We start from the raw sequence: 26,347 nt of genomic DNA, 5'->3' as shown, positions 1-26,347 counted from the left end.
CTGAGAGGAGACAGCAACGCCATGCAGCAGCAGTCGAACGAAACCGCTTCAAGCAAGGCATCGACCACCACCGGCGCGCGCCTCGTGGTGGATGCGCTGGTCGCCAATGGCGTCGAGCGCGTGTTCTGCGTACCGGGCGAGAGCTATCTCGCCGTGCTCGATTCGCTCGCCGATGAAACCGCGCGCATCGACACCATCGTGTGCCGTCACGAAGCGGCCGCCGCCAATATGGCCGAAGCCACCGGCAAGCTCACCGGCAAGCCGGGCGTAGCGCTCGTCACGCGCGGGCCGGGCGCGACGCACGCGTCGATCGGCGTGCATACGGCCTTCCAGGATTCCACGCCGATGATCCTGCTGATCGGCCAGGTCGCGCGTGAACAGATGGACCGCGAGGCGTTTCAGGAGATCGACTATCGGCGCATGTTCGGGCAGATGGCGAAGTGGGTCGCGCAGATCGACGACGCGCGCCGCGTGCCCGAATACCTGAGCCACGCTTTCCATATCGCGACCTCGGGCCGCCCTGGTCCGGTCGTGCTCGCGCTGCCCGAAGACATGCTCAGCGGCGCGATTCCTGCCGCCGAAGCGCAGCGCACGCCGCCAGCTGCGCAGCGCGTGCAGGCGTCGCCATCGGCGGCACAGATGGAACGCGTGCGCGCGTTGCTGGCGGGCGCGAAAAAGCCCTTCGTGATCGCGGGCGGCCACGGCTGGACGCCTGACGCCTGCGCCGATCTGCAACGCTTTATCGAGAACTGGCAGTTGCCGCTGGGTCTTGCGTTCCGCTTCCAGGACACGCTCAGCAACGATCATCCGAACTATGCGGGCGATGTGGGGCTCGGGATCAATCCGGCGCTGGCCGCGCGTATTCGCGAAGCCGATGTGCTGCTTGCGCTCGGCCCGCGTCTGGGCGAATCCACCACGGGCGGCTACACGCTCTTCGACATTCCCAAAACGCAGCAGACGCTGATTCACGTGCATCAAGGCGCGGAAGAACTCGGCCGCGTCTATGCCGCCGATTTGCCGATCGTTTCCGGTCTCGCGGAAATGGCGGCATTGCTGGCGGCATTGCCCGCGCCCGATATGCCCGCGTGGACCGGTGCCGCCACCGAGGCGCACGAAGCGTATCTCGCCTGGCGCGCGCCGCGCCCGATGCCCGGCGACGTGCAACTCGGCGAAGTCATGCAACAGTTGCGTGCGCAACTACCCGATGACGCGATCGTCACGAATGGTGCGGGCAACTACGCGACCTGGCTGCATCGGCATTTTGCTTACCGGCATTTCCGCTCGCAGCTTGCGCCCACCAGCGGTGCGATGGGTTATGGCGTGCCCGCTGCGATCGCCGCAAAGTCGCTTTATCCAGAACGCGCCGTGGTGGCGCTCGCGGGCGACGGCTGCTTCATGATGGCCGCGCCCGAACTCGCCACTGCGATGCAGTACGGCCTGAACGTGGTGTTCATCGTCGTGAACAACAGCCACTACGGCACGATCCGCATGCATCAGGAGCGCCACTATCCGAACCGCGTGCATGGCACGCAACTCACCAATCCGGATTTCGCGGCGTTCGCGCAGTCGTTCGGCGCGCAAGGCGAAGTGGTGACGAGCACGGCGCAATTCGGCCCTGCACTCGAGCGCGCGCTCAAGGCGGGCAAGCCCGCGCTGATCGAAATCCGCGTGACGAAGGAAGCGAGCACGCCAGCGGCTACGCTCGAACAGGTACGCGAAGCGGGCAGAAAATCGCGCGGCGAATGACGGGAAAAAAGACTGAAAAGGAATCCTGAATAAGCTCACCTTTGACGTTATCGAAGGCGCGCGCATAAAACAGAAGCCCCGCGGATCTTGCGATCTCGCGGGGCTTTTTTACTTCAGGCTAGCGTCAAGCGCTCAAAAGCGCTTACTTGCCGCCCACGCTTTGCAGCGTCGTCCACTTGCCGTCGACAACCTTGTACAGCGTGATGCCGCCGTTCTTCAGGTCGCCCTTCGCGTCATACGCGAGGTCCTTGGACGTCACAGCCGGCATGCTGGTCTTCGCGAGGAGCGGCAGGTACTTCGCCGGGTCCGTCGAGTTGGCCTTCTTCATGGCGTCGAACATGGCCATTGCGCCGTCGTAAGCGTACGGCGAGTACGTCTGCACGTCTTCACCGAAGCGCTTCTTGTACTTCGCAACGTAGTCCTTGCCGCCCGGCATTTCTTCCAGCGGCAGGCCTGCCAGCGAAGCGACCGTGCCGTTCGCTGCGTCACCCGCGATCTGCAGGAAGGTCGGCGTGTGAACCATTTCGCCGCCCATCAGCGGGGCCTTCACGCCCAGCGACTTCATCTGCTTGACCATCGGTGCGGCCTGCGAATCGGCGCCGCCGTAGTAGACCAGATCCGGGTTCAGCGACTTCACCTTCGTCAGGATCGACTTGAAGTCGACGGCCTTGTCGTTGGTGTATTCGCGATCGACGATGGTGCCGCCGGCAGCCTTGGCCGCCTTGGCGAATTCGTCGGCGAGACCCTGGCCGTAAGCCGTGCGGTCATCGACCACGACGATCTTCTTCATGCCGAGGTTCTTCACCGCGAACGCGCCCGCCACCGAGCCTTGCTGCGTGTCCGACGTCATCATGCGGAACGTCGTCTTGAAGCCTTGCTGCGTGTATTCCGGCGCCGTTGCCATGGCGATTTCGGGGATGCCTGCGTTCGCGTAGATGCGCGAAGCCGGGATCGTCGTGCCCGAGTTGAAGTGGCCGAGCATGCCCTTGATGCCGTCGTCGACAAGCTTCTGCGCGACCGTCGTGCCCGTGCGCGGGTCGGCCTGGTCATCCGCGGAATCCAGCACGAAACGCACTTGCTTCCCGCCGATCACCGGCTTGGTCGCGTTCATGTCTTCCACTGCCAGCGTGATGCCGTTCTGGAAGTCCTTGCCGTAGTGCGCCTGCGCACCCGTCATCGGGCCAGCGAAACCGACCTTCACGTCCTCGACCTGCTGCGCGTGTGCGGTCCCCGCCAGCGACAGGGCGGCAACCAGCGTTGCGCCTGCCAGCTGCTTCATCGTGTGTTGCATAGCTTCTCCTTGGTACCAGGTAACGAATGAGCGGCTTCGGCTCGTAGCTTTGCCGCTTCCTTGTCTTGAGACGACCGACAGTATGGACTGTGCTTAACCGATCGTCATCAGATTTGCATTGCCGCCAGCCGCAGCCGTATTCACGCTGACCGAGCGCTCCGTGAGGAGTCGCTCGAGCGCGTAATCCTCATCGCCGTTGGCGAGCGCGTGAGCCGCCACGCCCTGCACCGAGACGATCGGGCCGGTGCGTTTGGCCACGTCTTTCACGAGGCCGAGCAGTTCGTCGCTATCGCCTTCGAACAGCACGGCGTCGAAGTCGGCGTCGGCCGTCTTCTTGATCGCGACGTGTGCCTTGAGCGCTGCGGGCAGCGCGTTCACCAGCGCTTCGCCGGCCGCGCCCTGGAACAGCGCGCGGTTGCCGGTGGCCAGCACGACGGCGAGCTGCGCACGTGCGCCGGTCGGCGTCGAAGCCACGCACAGCACCGTGCCGCGCGCCGACAGCGTGTAGGTGTTGCGCTCGCCGGTCGGGCCCGAGAGCACCGCCGTGGCGCCTGCCAGCACGTATTGCAGATAGCCGTCGCAGCGCGCCGCGAGGGCGGGTTCGCGCTCGGCGATCAGCCAGTCGCGCAGCGTCGTGAGATTCGCGTGAGCGGAATTGCCCGAGCCTTCGCCTTGCGGTTGATCGACGATCAGCGAATCCGCGAGCGACTTCGGCAGACCGGCCGGACGCTTGGCCAGCAGACGCGACAGATACAGCGCGCCGCCCGCCTTCGGACCCGTGCCCGACAGACCTTCGCCGCCGAACGGCTGCACGCCGACCACCGCGCCAATCACGTTACGGTTCACGTAGATGTTGCCCACATGCGCGCGGCCAATCACGTGCGCGATGGTTTCGTCGATACGCGTATGGATGCCGAGCGTGAGGCCGTAACCGGTTGCGCGGATCTGTTCGAGCAGCTTGTCGAGCTGGCTGCGGCGATAACGGATCACATGCAGCACCGGGCCGAACACTTCGCGCTTGAGTTCGTCGAGGTTGTCGATTTCGATCAGCGTCGGCGGCACGAAAGTGCCCTTCGCGCAGTCCTCGCCCATCGCCATCTGCAGGACCTTGCGGCCCTTTTCGCGCATGCCGGCCACGTGAGCGTCGATACCGCGTTTGGCATCGGCGTCGATCACCGGGCCGACGTCGGCCGAGAGACGATCGGGGTTGCCCACCGCCAGTTCCTGCATCGCGCCCGTGAGCATTTCGAGCGTGCGATCGGCCACGTCGTCCTGCAGACACAGCACGCGCAGCGCCGAGCAACGCTGGCCGGCCGAGTCGAACGCGCTTTGCAGCACATCGGCGACGACCTGTTCCGCGAGCGCCGACGAATCGACGATCATCGCGTTCTGGCCGCCCGTTTCGGCGATCAGCGGGATCGGACGGCCATCCGAATCCAGACGCTGCGACAGCGTCTTGTTGATGAGGCGCGCGACTTCGGTCGAGCCCGTGAACATGACGGCGCGCGTGCGTGCGTCGGCGACCAGCGCCGCGCCCACGGTTTCGCCATCGCCCGGCAGCAGTTGCACCGCGCCTGCGGGCACGCCCGCTTCGCGCAGGATGCGCACGGCTTGTGCGGCGATCAGCGGCGTCTGTTCGGCCGGCTTCGCGAGCACGGTGTTACCGGCGGCGAGCGCGGCGGCCACCTGGCCGATGAAGATCGCCAGCGGGAAGTTCCACGGGCTGATACAGACGACCGGGCCGAGCGGACGATGCGTGTCGTTCGAAAACTCTTCGCGGATCTGCGTGGCGTAGTAGCGCAGGAAGTCGATCGCTTCGCGGATTTCGGCGATGGCGTTCGGCAGCGACTTGCCCGCTTCGCGCACGATCAGGCCCATCAGCGTGTGCATCTGCGCTTCGAGCAGATCGGCGGCGCGCGACAGGCAATCGGCGCGCGCTTCGACCGGCGTGGCCTGCCAGATCGGCGCGGCGGCGACGGCGTGCGCGAGCGCGGCGCTCACGTGTTCGCTGGTGGCTTCGACCACGGTGCCGACCAGATCGCGGAGATCGGACGGGTTGCGCACGTCACGCGCCACGCCATCGGCGAGATCGATATCGGCGAGCATCGGCGCGGCGCGCCACGGATGATGCGCGCTTGCCAGCAGCGCCGACGACAGCGACGCCAGGCGATGTTCGTTCGAGAGATCGAGACCCATCGAATTCAGACGCTCGCTGCCGAACAGTTCGCGCGGCAGCGGAATCTTCGTGTGCGGCGCGCCCGGCGGCACGACCTTCGAGGCATCGTCGACGGGGTTCGTGACGAGCTCGCTGACCGGCACGGTTTCATCGGCGATACGGTTCACGAACGAGGTGTTCGCGCCGTTTTCCAGCAGACGGCGCACGAGGTACGCGAGCAGCGTTTCGTGCGTGCCGACCGGTGCGTACACGCGGCACGGACGGTTCAGCTTGCCCTGCGCCAGCGGGCCGGTGACTTCTTCGTACAGCGGCTCGCCCATGCCGTGCAGGCACTGGAATTCGTACTGGCCAGGATAGTAGTTGTTGCCCGCGAGGTGATAGATCGCGGCCAGCGTGTACGCATTGTGCGTGGCGAACTGCGGATACACCGCGTCCGGCGCGCCCAGCAGCTTCTTCGCGCAGGCGAGGTACGAGACGTCGGTGTAGATCTTGCGCGTGTAGACCGGATAGCCTTCGAGGCCATCGACCTGCGCACGCTTGATTTCCGTATCCCAGTACGCGCCCTTCACGAGACGCACCATGATGCGGTGACGGCTGCGGCGCGCCAGATCGACGATGTAGTCGATCACGAACGGGCAGCGCTTCTGGTACGCCTGCACCACGAAACCGATGCCGTTCCAGCCCGCCAGTTCCTGATCGAAACAGAGCGCTTCGAGCAGGTCGAGCGAGATTTCGAGACGGTCGGCTTCTTCGGCGTCGATATTCAGGCCGATGTCATAGCGGCGCGCGAGAACTGCGAGCGCACGCACGCGCGGCAGCAGCTCGCTCATGGTGCGTTCCTGCTGCGCACGCGAGTAACGCGGATGCAGCGCGGACAGCTTGATCGAGATGCCCGGACCTTCGTAGATGCCACGGCCGCCGGCCGCCTTGCCGATCGCGTGGATCGCCTGCTCGTAGGCGGCGTAGTAGCGCTGCGCATCGGCTTCGGTGGTGGCTGCTTCGCCGAGCATGTCGTACGAATAGCGGAAGCCGCGTGCTTCGAACTTGCGGCTGTTGGCCAGCGCTTCGGAGATGTTTTCGCCGGTGACGAACTGCTCGCCCATCAGGCGCATCGCCATATCGACGCCCTTGCGGATCAGCGGCTCGCCGCCCTTGCCGATCATGCGCGTGAGCGCCGACGACAGACCGGTTTCGCTATTCGTCGTCACCAGCTTGCCGGTGATCATGAGGCCCCAGGTGGCGGCGTTCACGAACAGCGACGGCGCGTGGCCGACGTGCGATTTCCAGTCGCCCTTGCTGATCTTGTCGCGGATCAGCGCGTCGCGCGTGGCGCGGTCGGGAATACGCAGCAGCGCTTCGGCCAGGCACATCAGCGCCACGCCTTCCTGGCTGGACAGCGAAAACTCGTGGATCAGGCCTTCGACACCGCCGCCGGTGCGCTTGGCGCGCAGCGTTTCGACCAGCTTGGTGGCCAGCTTGGTGACGTCGGCGGTCAGATTGGCGGGCAGACGCGCTTCGCCGATCAGGAACGGCACGCACTCCGGCTCGGGGCGGCGATACGCCGCCGTAATGGCCGCGCGCAGCACCGATTGCGGTTGCACGTTCTGGGCGAATTCGAGGAACGGGTGCGACGCGTATTCGTCGGGGCCGTCGCCGGTGTTATCGGAGAGATCGGCGGCGCTCACGTGGCCGTTCAGCTCGGGCGGCAGCTGGCCGTGCTCGATCTTTTCGAGGTACGCGAAGATGGCCTGCTTGATGAGCCAGTGCGGGGTGCGCTCGAGGCGCGTAGCGGCATCTTTGAGCCGCGAGCGGAGGAGGTCGTCGACCTTGACGCCAAGGGTGGTGCTAGCCATGTTTCCTTCGTATGCCGGCTGACCCGCACCGGCCAAAGACTAAAAAGTTGGCGAATCGTACCCCTCCCAAAAAAAAGGTGCAACCAATTTCGCGGTGCGGTTGCACCACGCCGAAAGCCCCGTGTAGCCTGGGTTTGAGGCCAGTGGCGGGGTTCGGGGCGACGGCGGGTTGCGCTCGGTATTTTCCCTGGGCGTGAATCTTTTTTGTCACCCTGTTCAAATCGCATCGATTGCCGATATACAGGCATGACGGGGAGCCGGTCAGTCCGGCGCGAGGACCAAAAAATGGAAAAGTGGATGGTGGTGGCAGGTGTCTGGAGCATGTGCGCGCTGTGCGCCGTGCTGTTTATCCGGGGCGCGACGGCGGTGTCGTCCCGGCGCGTCCGTATGGCGCAACCTGAGAGCGGCGAAGCGGCCCACGCGGTGCAACGCTGATCCGCCGTGCGCCAGCGGCGGCGCAGCCAGTATCGGAAAGATCGGCGAAATGACCGCAGCGGTAAGGCACGGGCGCGTCTCACCGCATCGCATCGGCCACGGACCAGGCCATCGCGTTGCGCGAGCGTCTCGACACCTCGAAGGCGCGGGTTGCGCTTTTGAGCGCCCCGCTTTCATCGCTCAGATATCGAGCGGATCGACTTCGAGATTCCATCGCAACACGCCGCGCAGACCGCGCAGCGTGGGTTGCCACGCGCGCAGCGTCGCCTGCAGCGCGGCGCGCGAGCTGCTTTCCACGAGCAGTTGCGCGCGATGCACGTTCATCACCTTCACGATCGTCAGCGGCACCGCGTCGTAGGCCATCACGCGCGAGGCTGTCGGCATCGCCGCGAGCGCCTGTGCAGCTTCGGCGAGAAATGCCAGCGCCGCTTCCAGCGTGCGCCCTTCGGCGCGCAGCAAGGCCTGATAGACGAACGGCGGCAGATGCGCGTCGCGACGCTCGGCGATCTGCGAATTGGCGAAGCCGACGTAATCGTGCCGCGCCAGCGCGTGATAGATCGCGTGGCGCGGATAGCGCGTCTGCACCATCACTTCGCCCGGCAACCCGGCGCGGCCCGCGCGGCCGCTCACCTGCATCAGTTGCGCGAACAGGCGCTCGCTGGCGCGGAAGTCGTGCGAGAACAGCGCGTTATCGGCGTTCATGACGCCCACCAGCGAGACGCGCTGGAAATCGTGGCCCTTGGCGACCATCTGCGTGCCGACGAGGATATCGACCTCGCCCGCGTGCACGTCCGAAAAGAGCGCCTGCGCGCTGCCCTTGCGGCGCGTGCTGTCGGCGTCGATGCGCAGCACGCGTGCGCCCGGCACCGCGCTCGTCAGCGCTTCTTCGATGCGCTGCGTGCCGCGTCCCATCGGCGCGATATCGACGTTGCCGCAATCCGGGCACGAGTGCGGAATGCGCGATTCCCAGCCGCAGTGATGGCAGCGCAGCGCCCGCTCGGGCTTGTGCAGCACCACGTAGGCGCTGCAGCGCGGGCAGCCCGCCACCCAGCCGCAGGCGTCGCACGAGAGCACCGGCGCGTAGCCACGTCGATTCAGGAAGATCAGGCTTTGCTCGCCGCGTTCGAGCCGCGCTTTCATCGCCGCGACCAGCGGGCCGGACAGGCCTTCGAACGACGCCCGGCCGCGGCGGCGCTCTTCTTCGAGATCGATCAGCTTGACGGTGGGCAGCACGGCTTCGGCCACCGCGCGGCGTGACAGCGTGAGGCGCGTATAGCGGCCCTGATCGGCCTGCCACCAGCTTTCCAGCGACGGCGTGGCCGATCCCAGCACGACCGGCACACCGAGCTGCTTGGCGCGCCACACCGCCAGATCGCGCGCCGAGTAGCGCAACCCTTCCTGCTGCTTGTAGGCGGGATCGTGTTCTTCGTCCACCACCAGCATCGCGAGGCGCGGCATCGACGCCATGACGGCCAGCCGCGTGCCCAGCACGATGCGCGCACGGCCCGTGTGCGCGGCCAGCCAGTGACGCGCGCGTTCGCCTTCGGCCAGGCCGCTGTGCAGCGTGACGATGGCGCCTTCGGGCAGCACGCCCGCGAAGCGCGTGCGGAACGCGGCCTCGAACTGCGGCGTGAGATTGATTTCGGGGACGAGGACCAGCGCCTGGGCGTCGGGCTCGCGTTCGAGCAGGCCGGCGAGCGCGCGCAGATACACCTCGGTCTTGCCGCTGCCCGTGACGCCATGCAGCAAAAACGGCGCAAAACCCGTCGATTCGAGGATGGCCTCTACTGCCGTGGTTTGCTCGTCGCTGAGCTGATGAAGCGCGGGTTTGGCGGACTGTGCCTCGGTAGTTTTTGCAGCCGTGCTTGCCGCTCCATGCGCGCCGAATTGCGCCGTGCCGAACTCGACGCATTCGTATTCGACCCAACCCGCTTCGCGCCACGATTCGAACGTGGCTGCGGCCTTGGGATGCAGCGCGCGGGCATCGGCGAGATCGAGTTCGCCAGCGTCCACCAGCGTCTGCGCGAGGCGTCGCAAGGCCTGCGCGCGTGCGGGCAGCGCATCGGGCAAGGCTTCGCGCCCGGCGGGCAGCACGCGGTAGCGCTCTTCAGGGGCAAGCAGTCGCGCCCAGCGCGCGGGATCGCGCAGCGCCTGCGGCAAGGCCGGCAGCGCGACTTCGCCCAAACCGCGCTGGTAGTAATCAGCGGCAAAACCCACCAGCGCCAGCCAATGTTCCGACAGGGGCGGGCACGATGCGCACACCGCGATCACGTCGCGCAGCTTGTTGGCCGGCACGTCGCTGTGAGCGCTCACTTCGAAGATCAGCCCCACCGCTTCGCGACGTCCGAACGGCACGCGCACCAGCATGCCCGGCTGCGGCGGCGCGGCGTTGGCCGGATAGCGATAGTCGTAAAGCGCGGTCAGCGGATGATCCAGCGCGACGCGCACGAAGCATGGCGTCACGCTCCACCCCGCGACAGACGGCACATGCAACGTGCGCTGGCGCACCGACGCCCGAACTTAATGTGGAACGTCACTTTTCGCGCTAAGTTTTGGATTCGGCTGAACAATCGCGCTCCGCGCCGCTACGCCTGTGGATAACTTTGTTAAGAACTTCCCCCGAGCGCCCGGCTGCTCGCCGCGTGGGGCCATTATGTGGGACACCGCACAAATGGCCGTGGAGCGGCGAAAGCCTTATCTGTCAAGGGTCTGATTGATTGTTCACAGGCCTTGCTGACGCCCTGCGGCAATATTTCCCTCTTGCGCGCCGCAACGTGGCAAGTGTGTATAAGTCAAGACTTGACAGCGGCGCGATGGCGTCTGGATGGCCTGTTGCGCCGCACGCGACCCTGGTGCCCAGAGCCCAGATCGCTGCGACGCAACAAAAGCTCAGGCGCCGGCGTGGATCGCGCGGCTATGACGATGGACCTCGTCGACCAGCTCGGAGACGCTCTCCGGCGGCGTGAACTGCGAGATGCCGTGGCCCAGGTTGAAGACGTGGCCGGGGTGCGCGCCGAAGCTGTCGAGCACCGCGCGCGCCTGTTCGCGGATCGCCGCCGGCGATGCAAACAGCACGTTCGGATCGAGATTGCCCTGCAGCGCCACTCGGTCGCCCACGCGCTCGCGCGCACGGCCGAGGTTGACGGTCCAGTCGAGGCCGACCGCATCGACACCGGTTTGCGCGATCTCGTCGAGCCACAGCCCGCCGCCCTTCGTGAAGGTGATGACCGGCACGCGCTGGCCGTCGTGCTCGCGCTTGAGCTGCGCCACCACGCGGCGGATGTATTCGAGCGAGAAGCGCTGATAGATGCCGTCCGCGAGCGCGCCGCCCCAGGTATCGAAAATCATCACGGCCTGCGCGCCCGCTTCGATCTGCGCGTTCAGATACGCGGCCACGGCCTGCGCGTTGACTTCGAGAATGCGCGTCATCAGGTCCGGGCGCGCGTAGAGCATCGACTTCACGGTGCGGAAGTCGTCCGAACCGCCGCCTTCGACCATGTAGCACGCGAGCGTCCACGGGCTGCCCGAGAAGCCGATCAGCGGCACGCGCTGGCGACCTTCGGCATCGGTGAGCGCGCGGCGGATTTCGCGCACGGCATCGGTCACATAGCCGAGTGTTTCGCCGATATCCGGCACCGCGAGCTTCGCGACGTCGGCTTCGGTGCGCACCGGATGCGCGAACTTCGGACCCTCGCCCTGCTGGAACGACAGGCCGAGGCCCATCGCGTCGGGGATCGTGAGGATGTCCGAGAACAGGATCGCGGCGTCGAGCGGATAGCGCTCCAGCGGCTGCAACGTCACTTCGGTCGCGTAATCGGGATTCTTCGCGAGGCCGAGGAAACTGCCCGCGCGGCTACGCGTGGCGTTGTACTCCGGCAGATAGCGGCCCGCCTGGCGCATCAGCCAGATCGGCGTGTACTCGGTCGGCTGGCGCAGCAAGGCGCGCAGGAAGGTGTCGTTCAGAAGAGTGTGGGCCACGTGCGGAGGCGCTTGCGCGCGAGAATCGGAAGCAGTCTGTCATTTTACCGGAGGCGCCGCCGCGGCATGGCGCTGATGGCCGGGATAAGTGTGTGTGCTGCGTGCGCGCGGCGAGCCTGCGATGCGCGGGCGGCCACCGCCTATCGGTGGAGTCCATGGTTATCGCGCCGATGCGTGCGGGCTAAGATCGATGAGCTTTTCGCTCCATAACACCGACATCGCATCAGACATCGATCGGCCAGATCGGGCACGAGGAGACCCCAATATGAAGAAGAACAGGATCGCGGCGGCGTGCGCGCTCGTATCGACGTTGCTGACGGCGCTGGCTGTCACGCCCGCCGCATTCGCCGAGGGCAGCGCGAGCGCCTCGCGGCTCGACGACGTGCTCGCGCGCGGCACGCTGCGCGCCTGCACGACCGGCGACTACAAGCCCTACTCGTTCTACAGGCCGGACGGCACGTTCGAAGGGATCGACATCGACATGACGGAGTCGCTTGCGAAGTCGCTGGGCGTGAAGGCCGAGTTCGTGAAGACCACGTGGTCGAACCTCATGACCGACTTCCTCGCGAAATGCGATGTGGCCGTGGGCGGCGTCTCGACCACGCTCGAGCGCCAGAAGCGCGCGTTCTTTACCGAGGCCTATCAGGTCGACGGAAAGACGCCCATCGTGCGTTGCGATGACGTGAGCAAGTATCAAAGCGTTGCGCAGATCGACCAGCCTTCGACGCGCGTGATCGTGAATCCGGGCGGCACGAACGAGCGCTTTGCGAAGCAGTTTTTCCCGCACGCGAATCTCACCGTGTACCCCGACAACGTGACGATCTTCAAGCAGATCCTCGTGGGCAAAGCCGATGTGATGGTGACCGACGCATCCGAAACGCTTCTGCAACAGAAGCTCAATCCCGGACTGTGTTCCGTGCATCCCGACAACCCGTTCCAGTACGGCGAAAAAGCGTGGATGGTGCCGCGCGGCGACGTGGTGTTCCAGCAATACGTCGATCAATGGCTGCATCTCGCGCGCGCGAGCGGCGAGTATCAGACGATCTCGGACAAGTGGTTGAAGTGATATTGCGCATCGAATTGATCGCCGCGCGCTCGTCCCGACGCGACAACATTCGTTAAACCGTATGACGAGTTGCAACCACTCGTTGCAATTGGATATGACGAATCATTGCATGACGCACATGAATGCGAACGTGAATGCTCGCTGCATGTGCGCCATGCATCATGCCTTTTGTGTGACGTATACCCTGCTTCGCCCAATCAGCGGGGCTTCCTTCATGCACATGGAATTGCGGCGTTACAAAACGCATTTTTACGGTTACGCAGCGCACTAAAATGCAGGTAAAAATGACTTTCGCAAAACGCTCAGGATGGCAAAAAGTCCCGCCGAGCCTTATCGGACGGGCGTTACAACCTGAAACACTTTGTTACCGCGAAGCTTCATTAATTCGCCCACAATGCCTTCAACGGTTTCAACACGGATGTGGCTCGGTGCCAGTGTGAGCGGACACGATCACCGGCCGGTCGGCATTATGCCGAAGCCCTTTCTTAGGGGCATCCTTGCTGGAGCCGTGACCGGCGTTTTTATACGTTTCTAGCCGGCTCCTCCTTTGGTCTCCTCGCGCTAACCCCGTAGCGTGTGGTTTTTAGCGGGCTCCAGGCCCGCTTTTTTTTCGTCTGCAGATTCCCAAACCCCTGTTTTGAGCGCTTTTTATCGATGCTTTTTTGCGCATCGGTATGACTATTGGTTTGTGCAAAACAGTATTCCGATTCGAATGAGCGGGTGCAGATTTCCGCCCGCAGATTTCCGCTCATTCGTTCGGCATCCCGATTATTTTCCCGCGTCTCGATCAAGCGGTTTTCTGCTCGCCAATCTTGAGTTCGTCGATCATGCGCGCGCGCATCACGAACTTCTGCACCTTGCCCGTCACCGTCATCGGCAGTTCATCGACGAAGCGGATGTATTTCGGAATCTTGTAGTGCGCAATCTGCCCCTGGCAGAACGCCTGGATTTCCTCGGCCGTCGCGCCTTCGCCGGGACGCAGCACGATCCACGCGCACACTTCCTCGCCGTACTTCGCATCGGGCACGCCGAACACCTGCACCGTCTGCACCTTCGGATGACGGAACAGAAACTCCTCGATTTCACGCGGATAAATATTCTCGCCGCCGCGAATCAACATGTCCTTTAGCCGCCCGACGATATTGCAGTAGCCCTCGGCGTCGAGCGTCGCGAGATCGCCCGTATGCATCCAGCCATCGACGATCGACTCGGCCGTTTTCGCGTCGTCGCCCCAATAGCCGCGCATCACCGAATAACCCTTGGTGCAGAGTTCGCCCGTCTCGCCCACCGGCACGATATTGCCCAGCGGATCGACGATCTTCACTTCCAGATGCGGCTGGATGCGCCCCACCGTGGTCGTGCGCTTGTCGAGCGGATCGGCGGTCGAGCTCTGGAACGACACCGGGCTCGTTTCCGTCATGCCGTAGGCGATGGTGATTTCCGCGAGATGCATCTTCGAGACCACGCGCTTCATGGTTTCGATCGGGCACGGCGAGCCCGCCATGATGCCGGTGCGCAGCCGCGAGAGATCGAAGCTCGCGAAATCGGGATGATCGAGTTCCGCGATGAACATCGTCGGCACGCCATGCAACGCGGTGCAGCGCTCCTCCGAGACGGCCTGCAGCGTCGCGCGCGGGTCGAACGCCTCGCCGGGGAACACCATGTTCGCGCCCACGGAAACGCAGGCCAGCACCGCGAGCACCATGCCGAAGCAGTGATACAGCGGCACCGGAATGCAGAGCGAGTCTTCCTCGGTGAGCCGCATCGCCATGGCGATAAAACGGCCGTTGTTGAGCACGTTGCGATGCGTGAGCGTCGCGCCCTTCGGGTTGCCCGTCGTGCCGCTGGTGAACTGGATGTTGATCGGATCGTCGGGGGCGGGCGTAGCGCCCAGCGCGTCGAGTTCGGCCTTGCCGGCTTGTGCGAGACGCTCGCGGCCCTGCTCGATCACGTCGCTGAAATTGAGCATGCCGGGCGTGTCGGTGTCGCACATGCGGATCACCGCGCGCAGATCGGGCAGCTTCGCCGCGTGCAGATCGCCCGGCGTTGCGCTCGCGAGTTCGGGCGCGAGCGTCTGCAGCATCTCCAGATACTTCGAGGTCTTGAAGCTCTCGGCCGCGACGATGGCCTTGCAGCCCACCTTGTTCAGCGCGTATTCGAGTTCGGCCAGACGATAGGCCGGATTGATGTTGACCAGCACGGCGCCGATGCGCGCCGTCGCAAACTGCGTGAGCAGCCATTCCACGCGGTTCGGCGACCAGATACCCACGCGCTCGCCCGGCTCGATACCGAGCGCGAGAAAGCCCACGGCCAGCACATCCACCTCATCGGCGAATTCTCGCCAGCTCCAGCGAATGCCCTGCTCGCGAAACACGACCGCCGGGCGCTCGGGAAAGCGCCGCGCCGTGTCGAGTAAAAACGCGCCGAGGGTCGCATCGCTCAAAGGCGTGGCGGTCGAGCCGCGCACGTAGGAAAGCCCGTCTTTCGGCGCGATGAGCGCTGCCTGCGCACCTGCTGCGTCGATTGCCATGGTGGCTGTCTCCCCGGGAGTCTCCGTCCCGTTCGATATGGATTTGGAAACCTGCGATCTGGAAAGCGCCAAGCAAAAACCATTCTGCCACCGGCTTTCCTGGCGGCGGCATCAAGTCTTACCCGCAGCGCATGCGCCGCGATTCACGCTCGCCGCAAGCACCATCGGCGAATACGAAGGCATGATTTCGCATTACCTTTCCGTAAACGTCAAGTGATTTTCCGATGTCGGGCAAGGAGATCCGGGAAGTCCCCGAAACGCGCGGACGAAAAAAAACGGGCTCCCGCCAGGGGAGCCCGTTTCACAACGCCCAGCACACCCGCAAAGGCGCGCTGTCGCGATATTTAATGCTGGTTCATCTTGCGCAGGCGCTGGATCGCCGCGAGTTGCGCCACTGCGTAGGCCAGTTCGGCCTGTGCGGTTGCGTACTCGAGGTTCGAACCGGCGTTCTGCAGCGCCTCTTCGGCACGCTTGCGCGCTTCGGCGGCCTTCGCTTCGTCGAGATCCTTACCACGGATCGCGGTGTCGGCGAGCACCGTCACGGCGCCCGGCTGCACTTCGAGAATGCCGCCTGCGACGAACACGAACTCTTCGTCACCGTTTTCGGCCACGATGCGCACCGCACCCGGACGAATCCGCGTGATCAGCGGCGTGTGGCCCGGCAGAATGCCCAGCTCGCCGGCTTCACCCGGAAGCGCGATGAACTTCGCCTGGCCGTTGAAGATGCTCTCTTCGGCGCTGACGACGTCTACCTTGATGGTTGCTGCCATATGTGTCGACTCCTTGGGGATTAATTGGCTGCTGTAGCGAACAGGCCGCATGACCTGTTCGCACTTAGGCAACTAACCCTTACTGGATCTTCTTGGCCTTTTCGAAGGCTTCGTCGATCGTGCCGACCATGTAGAACGCCTGCTCCGGCAGGTGATCGCATTCGCCTTCGACGATCATCTTGAAGCCGCGGATGGTTTCCTTCAGCGGCACGTACTTGCCCGGCGAGCCCGTGAAGACTTCCGCGACGTGGAACGGCTGCGACAGGAAACGCTGGATCTTACGTGCGCGAGCGACCGACAGCTTGTCGTCCGGCGACAGTTCGTCCATGCCCAGAATCGCGATAATGTCGCGCAGTTCCTTGTAGCGCTGGAGCGTCTGCTGCACGCGGCGCGTGATCGAGTAGTGCTCTTCGCCGATCACGTTCGGGTCGATCTGACGCGAGGTCGAGTCGAGCGGATCGACTGCCGGGTAGATACCCAGCGAAGCGATGTCACGCGACAGAACGACGGTTGCGTCAAGGTGGCCGAAGGTCGTAGCCGGCGACGGGTCGGTCAAGTCGTCCGCAGGGACGTACACGGCCTGAACCGACGTAATCGAGCCCTTCTTGGTCGACGTGATGCGCTCTTGCAGCTTGCCCATTTCTTCAGCCAGCGTCGGCTGATAGCCCACTGCCGACGGCATACGGCCGAGCAGTGCCGACACTTCCGTGCCAGCCAGCGTGAAACGGTAGATGTTGTCGACGAAGAACAGAACGTCGAGGCCTTCGTCACGGAAGTGCTCAGCCATCGTCAGACCGGTCAGCGCGACGCGCAGACGGTTACCCGGCGGCTCGTTCATCTGGCCGTAGACCAGCGCAACCTTGTCCAGGACGTTCGAGTCCTTCATTTCGTGATAGAAGTCGTTCCCTTCGCGGGTACGCTCGCCAACACCGGCGAACACGGAGAAACCACCGTGTTCCTTCGCGATGTTGTTGATCAGTTCCATCATGTTGACGGTCTTGCCCACACCGGCGCCACCGAACAGGCCAACCTTACCGCCCTTTGCGAACGGGCAGATCAGGTCGATGACCTTGATGCCGGTTTCGAGCAGTTCAGCCGACGGCGACAGCTCGTCGAATGCCGGAGCCTTCTGGTGGATCGCGCGCGTGACTTCGTTCGAGATCGGGCCAGCTTCGTCGATCGGGCGACCGAGCACGTCCATGATACGGCCGAGCGTCGGCTTGCCGACCGGCACGCTGATGGGCTTGCCCGTGTTCTTGACCACGGTGCCGCGGCGCAGGCCGTCCGACGCACCCAGACAGATCGTACGGACAACGCCGTCGCCGAGCTGCTGCTGCACTTCCAGGGTCAGTTCCGACCCGTCGAGAACCAGCGCGTCGTAGATCTTCGGCATGCTCTCGCGCGGGAATTCCACGTCGATCACCGCGCCGATGCACTGTACGATCTTGCCTTCTACCAAAGCAGTTGTACTCATCGATTTTCCTTTAGATACCTGAATTCTTCACTCGCCCACCGGTTTAGCACCGGCGCGGTTCGCAATCGGTTCGCGTTTATCAGACGGCTGCTGCGCCGCCGACGATTTCCGAAAGTTCTTTCGTAATCGCGGCCTGGCGGCTCTTGTTGTACGAGAGCTGCAGTTCGTTGATGACCGTCTTCGCGTTATCCGACGCGGCCTTCATCGCGACCATACGGGCCGACTGTTCCGATGCCATGTTTTCCGCCACGGCCTGATAGACCAGAGCTTCGACATAACGCACCAGCAGTTCGTCCACGACGGTTTGCGCATCCGGCTCGTAGATGTAGTCCCATTGCGACTTCGGCGTCGCGCCATCGTCTTCGCCGCCTGCAAGGCGCTCGTTCGACAGCGGCAGCAGCTGCTCGATCACCGGCTCCTGCTTCATCGTGTTGACGAAGCGGGTGTACGCCAGGTAGACCGCCGACAGCTTGCCTTCCGAATACTGGTCGAGTTGCACCTTGATGGCGCCGATCAGCTTTTCGAGATGGGGCGTGTCGCCGAGCTGCACGACGTTCGAGACAGTCTTCGCGCGCAGACGGTTCAGGAAACCGAGGCCCTTGCTGCCGATCGCAGTTGCTTCGATCGACTTGCCGGACGCTTCCAGATCCTTGAACTTCTGCAGCGTCGCGCGCAGCACGTTGGTGTTCATCCCGCCGCACAGACCCTTGTCGGTCGTGACGAGAATCACGCCGGCGACCTTCGCATCGTTGTTTTCCGTCATGAACGGATGGCGATACTCGGGGTTCGCACGGCTCATGTGCGCAGCGATGTCGCGGACCTTATCGGCATACGGGCGAGCAGCGCGCATGCGCTCCTGGGCGCGGCGCATCTTCGATGCCGCGACCATTTCCATCGCCTTGGTGATCTTGCGCGTGTTTTGCACGCTCTTGATCTTGCCGCGAATTTCCTTCATTCCAGCCATTGCTTGCTCCTTTGTCGACCCGAGTTCGCGTTCACACGCTTACTCGGGTCCCAGTCCGATTATCCAGATTGATTCGCGGACGGATCAGTATGCGCCGGACTTCTTGAAGTCCTTGAGAGCCGCGTGGAGCGCGTTCTCGTCGTCCTTCGCCAGGTCCTTCTTGTCCTCGATGCGCGCGACGAGGTCGGCGTGCTTCGACTTCAGGTATTCGCGCAGGCCCTTTTCGAACGGCAGCACTTCGGCGACGTCGATGTCGTCGAGGTAGCCGTTGTTGGCCGAGAACAGCGCCACAGCCAGTTCCCAGACTTGCAGCGGCTGGTACTGGGGCTGCTTGAGCAGTTCGGTCACGCGGCGACCGCGCTCGAGCTGCTTGCGGGTCGCTTCGTCGAGGTCCGATGCGAACTGGGCGAATGCTGCCAGTTCACGGTACTGCGCGAGGTCGGTACGGATACCGCCCGACAGCTTCTTCACGACCTTCGTCTGAGCCGCACCGCCAACACGCGACACCGACACGCCGGCGTTGATTGCCGGGCGGATGCCTGCGTTGAACAGGTCGGTTTCCAGGAAGATCTGGCCGTCGGTAATCGAGATCACGTTCGTCGGAACGAATGCGGTCACGTCGCCAGCTTGCGTTTCGATGATCGGCAGTGCCGTCAGCGAACCCGTCTTGCCCTTGACTTCACCGTTCGTGAACTTCTCGACGTAGTCAGCCGACACGCGTGCAGCGCGCTCGAGCAGACGCGAGTGGAGATAGAACACGTCGCCGGGGTAAGCTTCGCGGCCCGGCGGGCGGCGCAGCAGCAGCGAGATCTGACGGTATGCCCAGGCTTGCTTGGTCAAATCGTCATAAATGATCAGGGCATCTTGACCGCGATCGCGGAAGTATTCGCCCATCGTGCAGCCGGCGTACGGTGCGAGGTACTGCAGCGCAGCCGATTCCGAAGCCGAAGCCGCGACGACGATCGTGTACTCGATCGCGCCGGTTTCTTCGAGCTTGCGCAGCACGTTCTGGATCGACGAAGCCTTCTGACCGATGGCGACGTAGATACAGATCAGATCCTTGCCCTTCTGGTTGATGATCGTGTCGACGGCCACTGCGGTCTTGCCGCACTGACGGTCGCCGATGATCAGCTCACGCTGGCCACGGCCGATCGGCACCATTGCGTCGATCGACTTCAGACCGGTTTGCACCGGCTGCGACACGCCTTCACGCCAGATCACGCCCGGCGCGATCTTTTCGATCGCGTCGGTCATCTTGGCGTTGACCGGGCCCTTGCCGTCGATCGGGTTGCCGAGCGGATCGACCACGCGGCCGATCAGTTCCGGACCAACCGGGACTTCCAGAATGCGGCCCGTCGTCTTGACGATGTCGCCTTCCGAAATGTGTTCGTATTCACCGAGAATCACGGCGCCGACCGAGTCACGCTCGAGGTTCAGCGCGAGACCGAAGGTGTTGCCCGGGAATTCGAGCATTTCGCCTTGCATCACGTCCGACAGGCCGTGGATGCGCACGATGCCGTCGGTCACGGAGATCACGGTGCCCTGGTTGCGAACGTCCGCGCTCGCTTCAAGGCCCTGGATCCGGCTCTTGATCAGCTCGCTGATCTCAGAGGGATTGAGTTGCATTATTCGCTCCTGATGTTCAATTCTGTTGCGTGCCAGCCGCCACGCCCGATCGTTGCGATCGAGGCGTTCAAGCGGTCAAAGCCGCCTGCATGCTGGCGAGCCGCGCGCGGACCGAGGTATCGAGCACTTCGTCGCCGACCGTCACGCGCACGCCGCCGATAAGCGACTTGTCGATCTCGACAGTCGGCTTCAGCTTGCATTTGAACTTGCGTTCGAGGCTGGCGAGAAGTTCGGCCAGTTGCGCGCCTTCGAGCGGGAACGCGCTGACGATCAGCGCGTCTGCTGCACCGGCCTTGGCGTTCTTGAGCGCTTCGAACTGCGTGTGGATTTCCGGCAGCAGTTCCAGGCGGTGATTCGCGACGAGCATCTGAACGAGGTTCTTCGCCTCGGCCGAATCCTTGAGCGGGGACTTCACCGCCGCGAGCAGCAGCTCGACGACCTGTGCATGACTGACTTTCGGGCTCGATGCGACCGACAGCACGTCGGGCACGGACGCAACCTGTGCCAGCTCCGTAACGAGCGTGGACCAGGCGGCCAGGTCCCCTGCTTCGGCCACGCCAAACAGGGCTTCTGCGTACGGGCGGGCGATGGTTGCAAGTTCGGCCATGATCAGAGCTCGGCTTTCAGTTGATTCAGCAGTTCGGCATGTGCCGACTGATCGACTTCGCGCTTCAGGATCTGTTCGGCGCCTTGCACAGCGAGAGCAGCGACTTCGGCGCGCAGAGCTTCACGTGCCTTGACGACCTGCTGGTCTGCGTCCGCCTTCGCCGTAGCGATGATGCGGGCCGCTTCAGCTTGTGCCTGGGCCTTGATTTCTTCTGCGACAGCCAGAGCGCGCTTTTCTGCGTCGGCAATACGGCTTTGACCCTCGTTACGGGCCGAAGCGAGTTCTTCGCCTACGCGCTTGTGCGCCGCTTCGAGTTCCTGCTTACCCTTTTCAGCAGCCGCGAGGCCGTCAGCGATCTTCTTCGAGCGCTCGTCGAGGGCGTTGATCAACGGCGGCCACACGAATTTCATCGTGAACCACGCGAGGATCAGGAACACGACCATTTGCGCAAACAGGGTTGCGTTGAGATTCACGGTGTTTCCTTAATCAGCTATTCCGGGGAATTGAAACGGCAAGGCGCTCATCGGTTGTGAAACTCGATCAGCGCCTCGTCACCCGTTCCGCTCTGCGCCATTCCGTTATAGGTCAGGCGCAACCTTCCAGGGAACTTAGCCCGCGACCGCGGCGAGCTTCGACAGCAGCGGATTCGCGAACGCGAACAGCATTGCAACACCAACACCGATCAGGAACGCTGCATCGATCAGACCAGCCAGCAGGAACATCTTCGTTTGCAGCGGGTTCATCAGTTCAGGCTGACGTGCGCACGCTTCGATGTACTTGCCGCCCATCAGGCCGATACCGATACAGGCGCCAATTGCACCCAGGCCGATGATGATGCCGATACCGATGGCCGTGAAACCCTGGATGTTGGCGATGAAAGCTTGCATGATCACTCCTTTGTGAGATTTTCTGGAACTGGGGATTTGAAACTTAAAACTGCAATTCTTGGTTCGACTGCCGCTTAGTGGCTGTCGTGTGCCTGGCCGATATACACCAGCGTCAGCATCATGAAAATGAACGCTTGCAGCAGAACGATCAGGATGTGGAAGATCGCCCAGACGCTACCTGCAATCACGTGGCCGATGAAGCCAAGCACCGTCGTGTCCGCACCGAAGGTCCAGAGACTGCCCAGCAGGGCGATCAGCAGGAACAGCAGTTCGCCTGCGTACATGTTGCCGAACAACCGCAGCGCGAGCGAAACCGTCTTGGCGACGAACTCGATGATGTTGAGTGCAAGGTTCGGGATCCACAGCAGCGGATGCGAACCGAACGGGGCCGACAGCAGTTCGTGCACGAAGCCGCCAGGACCCTTGATCTTGAGGTTGTAATAGATCATCAGCACGAAGACGCCGAGCGCGATACCGAACGTGCCGTTAAGGTCGGCGGTCGGGACAATACGCTGGTGCGGCAGTGCTTCGGACAGACCCAGCCAGCCGATCACGCGGCCCGGCAGGTCGACGGGGATGAAGTCGAGACAGTTCATCAGCGCAACCCAGACGAACACCGTCAGAGCCAGCGGGGCGATGAATTTACGATTGCCGTGAATGATGGACTTCGACTGGTCTTCGACCATTTCGACCAGCATCTCGATCGCGCACTGGAAGCGGCCCGGAACGCCCGGGGTCGCCGAACGCGCAGCGAGACGCAGCAGGAAGATGGTCACGAGGCCGCAGAGAATCGACCAGAACAGCGTGTCGATATTCCAGACGTGAAAATCGACGATCGACGTCTGATGCGAGGTGGAAAAGTTCTGCAAGTGGTGCGCAATGTACTCTGACGGATCCAGAGCGCGCGTGCCTTCGCTAGCTGCCATATCGTTAAAAGCCACCCAAATTGTCGAAAATCGGTTCCGGCTGTTCCCGCGCAAAACTGTATTGCGGGAACACACCGCCGCGGAGTGAGTCATAACTCCGCATGTGCCGCCCCGCGTTGTCCAACCAGCACTGCCTCGATCGCTTCGACGCGCTCTATATAGATAGAACGCGGCGCGATGTCAGCGTGGGTCAGCGCAACGCAAGCGCGATCCAGTATGTCTTCAGTGCGATCAGGTAAGTCACGAGCAACGGAATCCATTGCACGTCGTGATACCCGAACGCGATGGCGACGAACATCGCTATCGTCGCCCCCATCTTGAATGCTTCGCCGAGCACCCAGTTGAACACGGTCGCTGCACGGCTCAACTGCTTGAGGCGCGCCGCGAACAGCGCACCCGGTACCCAACAAATCGCTCCCCCCAGGAACGCCGATAGCGCTACGGCGCTCGGCGCATGCACACCCGGCGGCTTATAAAACAGCCACCAGACCAGCGTAGCAACCAGGGACAAAACCACTTGCGCCGCCACGACACGAAAAGGTGTGACGCGGGATGGGCGGCTCACCTGTGCGCCGAAGATCTGCTCGGCTTCTGCCCGGGTGAGCGGAACGATGTCGTTGTTATCTGGCTGGTCGGCGTCCCACTCTGCGTTGTGGTCAGTACCTTTACGCACCGTGGCTCCTGCCGTATCCGTTACTGCATCCTGCTCATGGCTGGATGCTTCGCTCCCGCGTTGCGGACCATCGGGCCCTTCATGCGCCTGCGGCGCTTCGTCTGGCCTCTGACCCACCATCGTTTGCTTCCGGATATTTGCCTTGCGCGCGTTTCTTGCAACGTGCTTACAGCATCGCCAACCAAATAAATCCGGGCGATTGTAAGCGATAGTTGCAGCCAATTCAAGACTTTAGCCCGCTCAATAACACCCGTGAAATGCTACTTCATCATGCGGGAAACACGCCATTACGCGGGGGGTAATGCCAACTGTAAGGGAGCGCGCGCCGCACGTTCCGCACTCAGGAGAGCCAGGCAAAACGGGGCGCGATTTTACCGTGGAACGGCGCTCGTGTCGCCGCCTTGTCGCATTTCCGTCAGAAAAAATACAACAAAAGTCCGCCGCCAAATACTGCGATTAACCAGAATGGCATGGAGATCAGGTGGAACGGCAGCCATACGCCGCGTTCGCCGGACAAACGCACGGCAATCAGGTTGGCCAGCGAGCCGATCGCCAGCCCAAAGCCGCCCACGCTAACGCCGAATGCCAGCGCGCGCCAGTCGTGCGTGAAGTTGGCCAGCACGATTGCGGCGGGAACATTACTGATCGCTTGCGAGAGAACCGCTCCTGCGGCATAAGCGCGCAGGGGCGTCTGCAACGCGAGATCGGCGAGTGCGTGATGAATCCAGGGCAGCGCCGCCGCGCTGCGCAAAACGATGAACATCAGCACGAAGATCAACAAAAGCAGCCAGTCGATCTTCAAAACGATGCGCGCACGCCACAGCAAAAAGCCCGCCCCTACTCCGGCCAGCGCGATGCCGGCGCGATGCGCATCGGCGAGCAGCACAAAGCCGATGAACAATACAGCGGCCACGCCGGCCAGCGCGCGATCGACGGGATGTTCTTCGACGTCTTTCGTGAGGTCGAGCGCCTGTGGTTTGAACATCAGCGCGGCCAGCACGAATAGCATCGCCATCAGCAGGACGCACAGCGGCGCAAGCGCGACGACGAAGCGACCGAACGACGCGCCGCTCAACTGCCAGAGAAACAGGTTCTGCGGATTGCCGAGCGGCGTGAGCACCGAGCCGGCATTCACGGCCAGTGCGATCATGATGACGAGCCGCTTGAGCGGCAACGGCGTGAGCTTGTGCAGCGAGAGCACCAGCGGCACCACGACGAAAAGCGCGACGTCGTTGGTCACCACGGTCGAGAGCGCTGCCGCGAGCGCGATCAGCAAAAAAGCGAGCGAACGCTCAGAGCGGATCCGATGGACCAGGCGATGCGCCGTCCATGTGAGGAATCCTGAATATTCCAGCGCCTTGGTGAGAATCAGCAAACCGGCGAGCGTCATCACCGTTTGCCAGTCGACCAGCGCCGGTAGCGTGGACCACGGGCGCGGCGCAAATACCTGCAGCGCAACGAATGCGACGACGAGGATCGTCAGCACCGGCTCGCCACGAGCAAACGCGCCGAACCGTTGCAACAGGTTCGGCGTTTCGTTCGTGGAGCCGCGCTTGGCGGCGTCGGATTCTCGCACTGGGCGCGGCGTGGCGCGTCAGACTGCGGTTTCGCCGCGCAGACGCAGCAGGATGCCCTCAAGCGAATCGAGGTCGCCGAAGTCAACAGTCAACTGACCTCTTCCACGGCGGCCCACTTTGATCTTGACCGTCGCGGCCAAGAGGTCAGACAACTCTTCCTCGAGCCGACGCGTATCGCGCCCGCCATCCTGCGCAACCTTGGCTTTGACTGCCGGTACGGCCTTGGTTGTGGCCGCAACGAGCTTTTCCGTTTCACGCACGGACAGGCGCCGATTGACCACCTGATGCGCGAGCTGGATCTGCGTTGCCGCATCCACCGCGAGCAGCGCGCGCGCATGACCCATGTCGAGGTCGCCGGCGAGCAGCATCGTCTGTACCGGCATCGCCAGATTCAACAGACGCAGCAGATTCGATACTGCGCTGCGCGAGCGCCCGACCGATTCCGCGGCCTGCTCATGCGTGAAATTGAATTCGTCGAGCAGACGCTGGATGCCCTGCGCCTCTTCCAGCGGATTCAGATCTTCGCGCTGGATGTTCTCGATCAGCGCCATCGCGGCGGCGGCCTGGTCCGGCACGTCCTTCACGAGTACCGGCACTTCCGTCAGACCCGCGATATTCGCGGCGCGGAAACGTCGCTCGCCGGCGATGATCTCGTAACGATCGCCGCCGATCGGACGCACGAGAATCGGCTGCATCAGACCCTGCGCGCGAATGCTCGCGGCGAGTTCCTGAAGCGCGCCTTCGTCCATGCGCGTACGTGGCTGGTACTTGCCCGCCTGCATCTGCGTGAGCGGGAGCGTGTTGGGTGCGCCTTCGATCTTCACCGCTTCGGTGATGTCCGCGCTGCCGCCGAGCAATGCTTCGAGTCCTCGGCCCAATCCTTTCTTACGTGCTACTGCGTTCATCGTGCTTCCCCAGTCTGCGTCAGAGCGCGCGCACGCGCTCGATCATTTCCGCGCCGAACTGCACGTAGGCCTGCGCACCGCGCGAGGCGCGATCGAACACCACGCCCGGCAAGCCGTAGCTGGGTGCCTCCGCGAGACGCACATTGCGCGGGATCACCGCGTCGAACACCTTGTCGCCAAAGTGCTCCTTGAGTTGCTCCGACACCTGCTGCTGCAGCGTGATGCGCGGATCGAACATCACGCGCAACAAGCCGATGACCTTCAGGTCGCGATTCATGTTCGCGTGGACCTGCTTGATCGTGTTCACGAGATCCGACAGACCTTCGAGCGCGAAGTACTCGCACTGCATCGGGATCACGACGCCGTGCGCTGCGCACAGGCCGTTCAGCGTGAGCAGCGACAGCGCGGGCGGGCAGTCGATCAGCACGAAGTCGTATTGATCGTCCACCTGGGCCAGTGCGTTCTTCAAACGACGTTCGCGTTGATCGACCGACACCAGCTCGACTTCGGCGCCGGCCAGTTCGCGGTTCGCGGGCAGCACGTCGTAGCCGACATGCTCGGGGCTCGTGCGTGCGTCGGGCACCGAGATGCCATCGACGAGCACTTCGTACACGGTGTACTCGCAGGCGGCCTTGTCGATGCCGCTGCCCATCGTGGCATTGCCCTGCGGGTCGAGATCGATGAGAAGGACACGCTGTCCCTGCGATGCGAGGCTCGCGGCGAGATTGACCGTTGTCGTCGTCTTGCCGACGCCGCCCTTCTGGTTCGCAACGCAGAAGATTTTTGCCATCTTGTGTGTGTCCCTTTTACTGCCTTGAAAGTTTGCTTACGTTAGCGCAGCCTTGTGGGCCGCGCTATTCGGC

The 26,347-nt window shown here is 63.3% G+C and carries 20 protein-coding genes and 1 pseudogene; 4 read left to right on the top strand and 17 right to left on the bottom strand.

Translation table 11 applies throughout. The features are described 5' to 3' along the window. Positions 1 to 21 precede the first annotated feature (21 nt). A complete protein-coding gene (locus G3N59_RS13920; RefSeq protein ID WP_205983201.1) occupies positions 22 to 1,746 on the top strand; it encodes a thiamine pyrophosphate-binding protein in 1,725 nt (574 codons plus the stop codon). Positions 1,747 to 1,888: 142 nt separating this feature from the next. Here G3N59_RS13920 and G3N59_RS13915 read toward each other — a convergent pair whose 3' ends face one another. Next, positions 1,889 to 3,037 carry a branched-chain amino acid ABC transporter substrate-binding protein gene (locus tag G3N59_RS13915; protein WP_205983200.1) on the bottom strand — a complete coding sequence of 383 codons (1,149 nt, stop codon included), beginning with the start codon at positions 3,035 to 3,037 and terminating at the stop codon, positions 1,889 to 1,891. 93 nt (positions 3,038 to 3,130) lie between these two features. Continuing rightward, a complete protein-coding gene (gene putA, locus G3N59_RS13910) occupies positions 3,131 to 7,066 on the bottom strand; it encodes a trifunctional transcriptional regulator/proline dehydrogenase/L-glutamate gamma-semialdehyde dehydrogenase (RefSeq protein WP_205983199.1) in 3,936 nt (1,311 codons plus the stop codon). 285 nt (positions 7,067 to 7,351) lie between these two features. Between putA and G3N59_RS13905 the strand changes: the two genes are divergently transcribed. Continuing rightward, entirely contained in the window at positions 7,352 to 7,501 is a 150-nt protein-coding gene (locus tag G3N59_RS13905; RefSeq protein WP_205983198.1) for a hypothetical protein, read from the top strand. 180 nt (positions 7,502 to 7,681) lie between these two features. Here the strand turns inward: G3N59_RS13905 and G3N59_RS13900 are convergent, their stop codons facing one another. Together G3N59_RS13900 and hemE are read right to left on the bottom strand one after the other, a co-directional pair. Beyond that, positions 7,682 to 9,964 (bottom strand): primosomal protein N', encoded by a 2,283-nt coding sequence (locus tag G3N59_RS13900; RefSeq protein WP_205983197.1) that lies wholly within the window; start codon positions 9,962 to 9,964, stop codon positions 7,682 to 7,684. Positions 9,965 to 10,390: 426 nt separating this feature from the next. Further along, positions 10,391 to 11,479 (bottom strand): uroporphyrinogen decarboxylase, encoded by a 1,089-nt coding sequence (hemE, locus tag G3N59_RS13895; protein WP_205983196.1) that lies wholly within the window; start codon positions 11,477 to 11,479, stop codon positions 10,391 to 10,393. 265 nt (positions 11,480 to 11,744) lie between these two features. Here hemE and G3N59_RS13890 point away from each other — a divergent pair, with 265 nt between their 5' ends. Continuing rightward, a complete protein-coding gene (locus G3N59_RS13890) occupies positions 11,745 to 12,545 on the top strand; it encodes a transporter substrate-binding domain-containing protein (RefSeq protein WP_205983195.1) in 801 nt (266 codons plus the stop codon). Positions 12,546 to 13,332: 787 nt separating this feature from the next. On the opposite strand, the gene G3N59_RS13885 is transcribed toward G3N59_RS13890, so the two are convergent. Beyond that, the gene (locus G3N59_RS13885) at positions 13,333 to 15,075 is read right to left on the bottom strand and encodes an AMP-binding protein (protein WP_205983194.1); all 1,743 of its coding nucleotides are present in this window, start codon (positions 15,073 to 15,075) and stop codon (positions 13,333 to 13,335) included. Here G3N59_RS13885 and G3N59_RS13880 point away from each other — a divergent pair. Further along, positions 15,074 to 15,292, top strand: a complete 219-nt coding sequence (locus G3N59_RS13880) for a hypothetical protein (protein ID WP_205983193.1) — start codon at positions 15,074 to 15,076, stop codon at positions 15,290 to 15,292. The genes G3N59_RS13885 and G3N59_RS13880 overlap by 2 nt on opposite strands. A 127-nt stretch (positions 15,293 to 15,419) precedes the next feature. Here G3N59_RS13880 and G3N59_RS13875 read toward each other — a convergent pair whose 3' ends face one another. The 12 genes and pseudogenes from G3N59_RS13875 to G3N59_RS13820 form a co-directional block, all read right to left on the bottom strand. Continuing rightward, positions 15,420 to 15,845: a F0F1 ATP synthase subunit epsilon gene (locus tag G3N59_RS13875; RefSeq protein ID WP_042296371.1), complete on the bottom strand. Its 426-nt coding sequence runs from the start codon at positions 15,843 to 15,845 to the stop codon at positions 15,420 to 15,422. 79 nt (positions 15,846 to 15,924) lie between these two features. Then, positions 15,925 to 17,319, bottom strand: coding sequence for a F0F1 ATP synthase subunit beta (gene atpD, locus G3N59_RS13870; RefSeq protein WP_205983192.1), 1,395 nt, complete (start codon positions 17,317 to 17,319; stop codon positions 15,925 to 15,927). A 79-nt stretch (positions 17,320 to 17,398) separates the two neighbouring features. Next, on the bottom strand, positions 17,399 to 18,283 hold the full coding sequence (atpG, locus tag G3N59_RS13865) for a F0F1 ATP synthase subunit gamma (protein WP_205983191.1): 885 nt from the start codon (positions 18,281 to 18,283) through the stop codon (positions 17,399 to 17,401). Between the two features lie 84 nt (positions 18,284 to 18,367). Further along, the gene (gene atpA, locus G3N59_RS13860) at positions 18,368 to 19,909 is read right to left on the bottom strand and encodes a F0F1 ATP synthase subunit alpha (protein ID WP_205983190.1); all 1,542 of its coding nucleotides are present in this window, start codon (positions 19,907 to 19,909) and stop codon (positions 18,368 to 18,370) included. 67 nt (positions 19,910 to 19,976) lie between these two features. Continuing rightward, entirely contained in the window at positions 19,977 to 20,516 is a 540-nt protein-coding gene (locus G3N59_RS13855) for a F0F1 ATP synthase subunit delta (protein ID WP_205983189.1), read from the bottom strand. A gap of 2 nt (positions 20,517 to 20,518) precedes the next feature. Continuing rightward, positions 20,519 to 20,989 (bottom strand): F0F1 ATP synthase subunit B, encoded by a 471-nt coding sequence (locus tag G3N59_RS13850; RefSeq protein WP_027816000.1) that lies wholly within the window; start codon positions 20,987 to 20,989, stop codon positions 20,519 to 20,521. Between the two features lie 135 nt (positions 20,990 to 21,124). Continuing rightward, positions 21,125 to 21,403: a F0F1 ATP synthase subunit C gene (gene atpE / locus G3N59_RS13845; protein ID WP_027815999.1), complete on the bottom strand. Its 279-nt coding sequence runs from the start codon at positions 21,401 to 21,403 to the stop codon at positions 21,125 to 21,127. Positions 21,404 to 21,477: 74 nt separating this feature from the next. After that, on the bottom strand, positions 21,478 to 22,329 hold the full coding sequence (gene atpB, locus G3N59_RS13840) for a F0F1 ATP synthase subunit A (protein WP_205983188.1): 852 nt from the start codon (positions 22,327 to 22,329) through the stop codon (positions 21,478 to 21,480). A gap of 190 nt (positions 22,330 to 22,519) precedes the next feature. Further along, positions 22,520 to 22,972: pseudogene (locus G3N59_RS13835) on the bottom strand (ATP synthase subunit I); the annotation flags it as partial. Positions 22,973 to 23,417: 445 nt separating this feature from the next. Further along, positions 23,418 to 24,527, bottom strand: a complete 1,110-nt coding sequence (locus G3N59_RS13830; protein ID WP_205983256.1) for an SLC13 family permease — start codon at positions 24,525 to 24,527, stop codon at positions 23,418 to 23,420. 69 nt (positions 24,528 to 24,596) lie between these two features. Next, the gene (locus tag G3N59_RS13825; RefSeq protein ID WP_205983186.1) at positions 24,597 to 25,484 is read right to left on the bottom strand and encodes a ParB/RepB/Spo0J family partition protein; all 888 of its coding nucleotides are present in this window, start codon (positions 25,482 to 25,484) and stop codon (positions 24,597 to 24,599) included. A gap of 19 nt (positions 25,485 to 25,503) precedes the next feature. Then, a complete protein-coding gene (locus G3N59_RS13820) occupies positions 25,504 to 26,274 on the bottom strand; it encodes a ParA family protein (protein WP_205983185.1) in 771 nt (256 codons plus the stop codon). Between the last annotated feature and the right edge of the window lie 73 nt (positions 26,275 to 26,347).

This window comes from Paraburkholderia sp. Ac-20340 (assembly GCF_017104965.1).
Lineage (GTDB): Bacteria > Pseudomonadota > Gammaproteobacteria > Burkholderiales > Burkholderiaceae > Paraburkholderia.
Note: the sequence above shows the minus strand (reverse complement) of the source record. Positions and strands in the feature narration are given on the sequence as shown.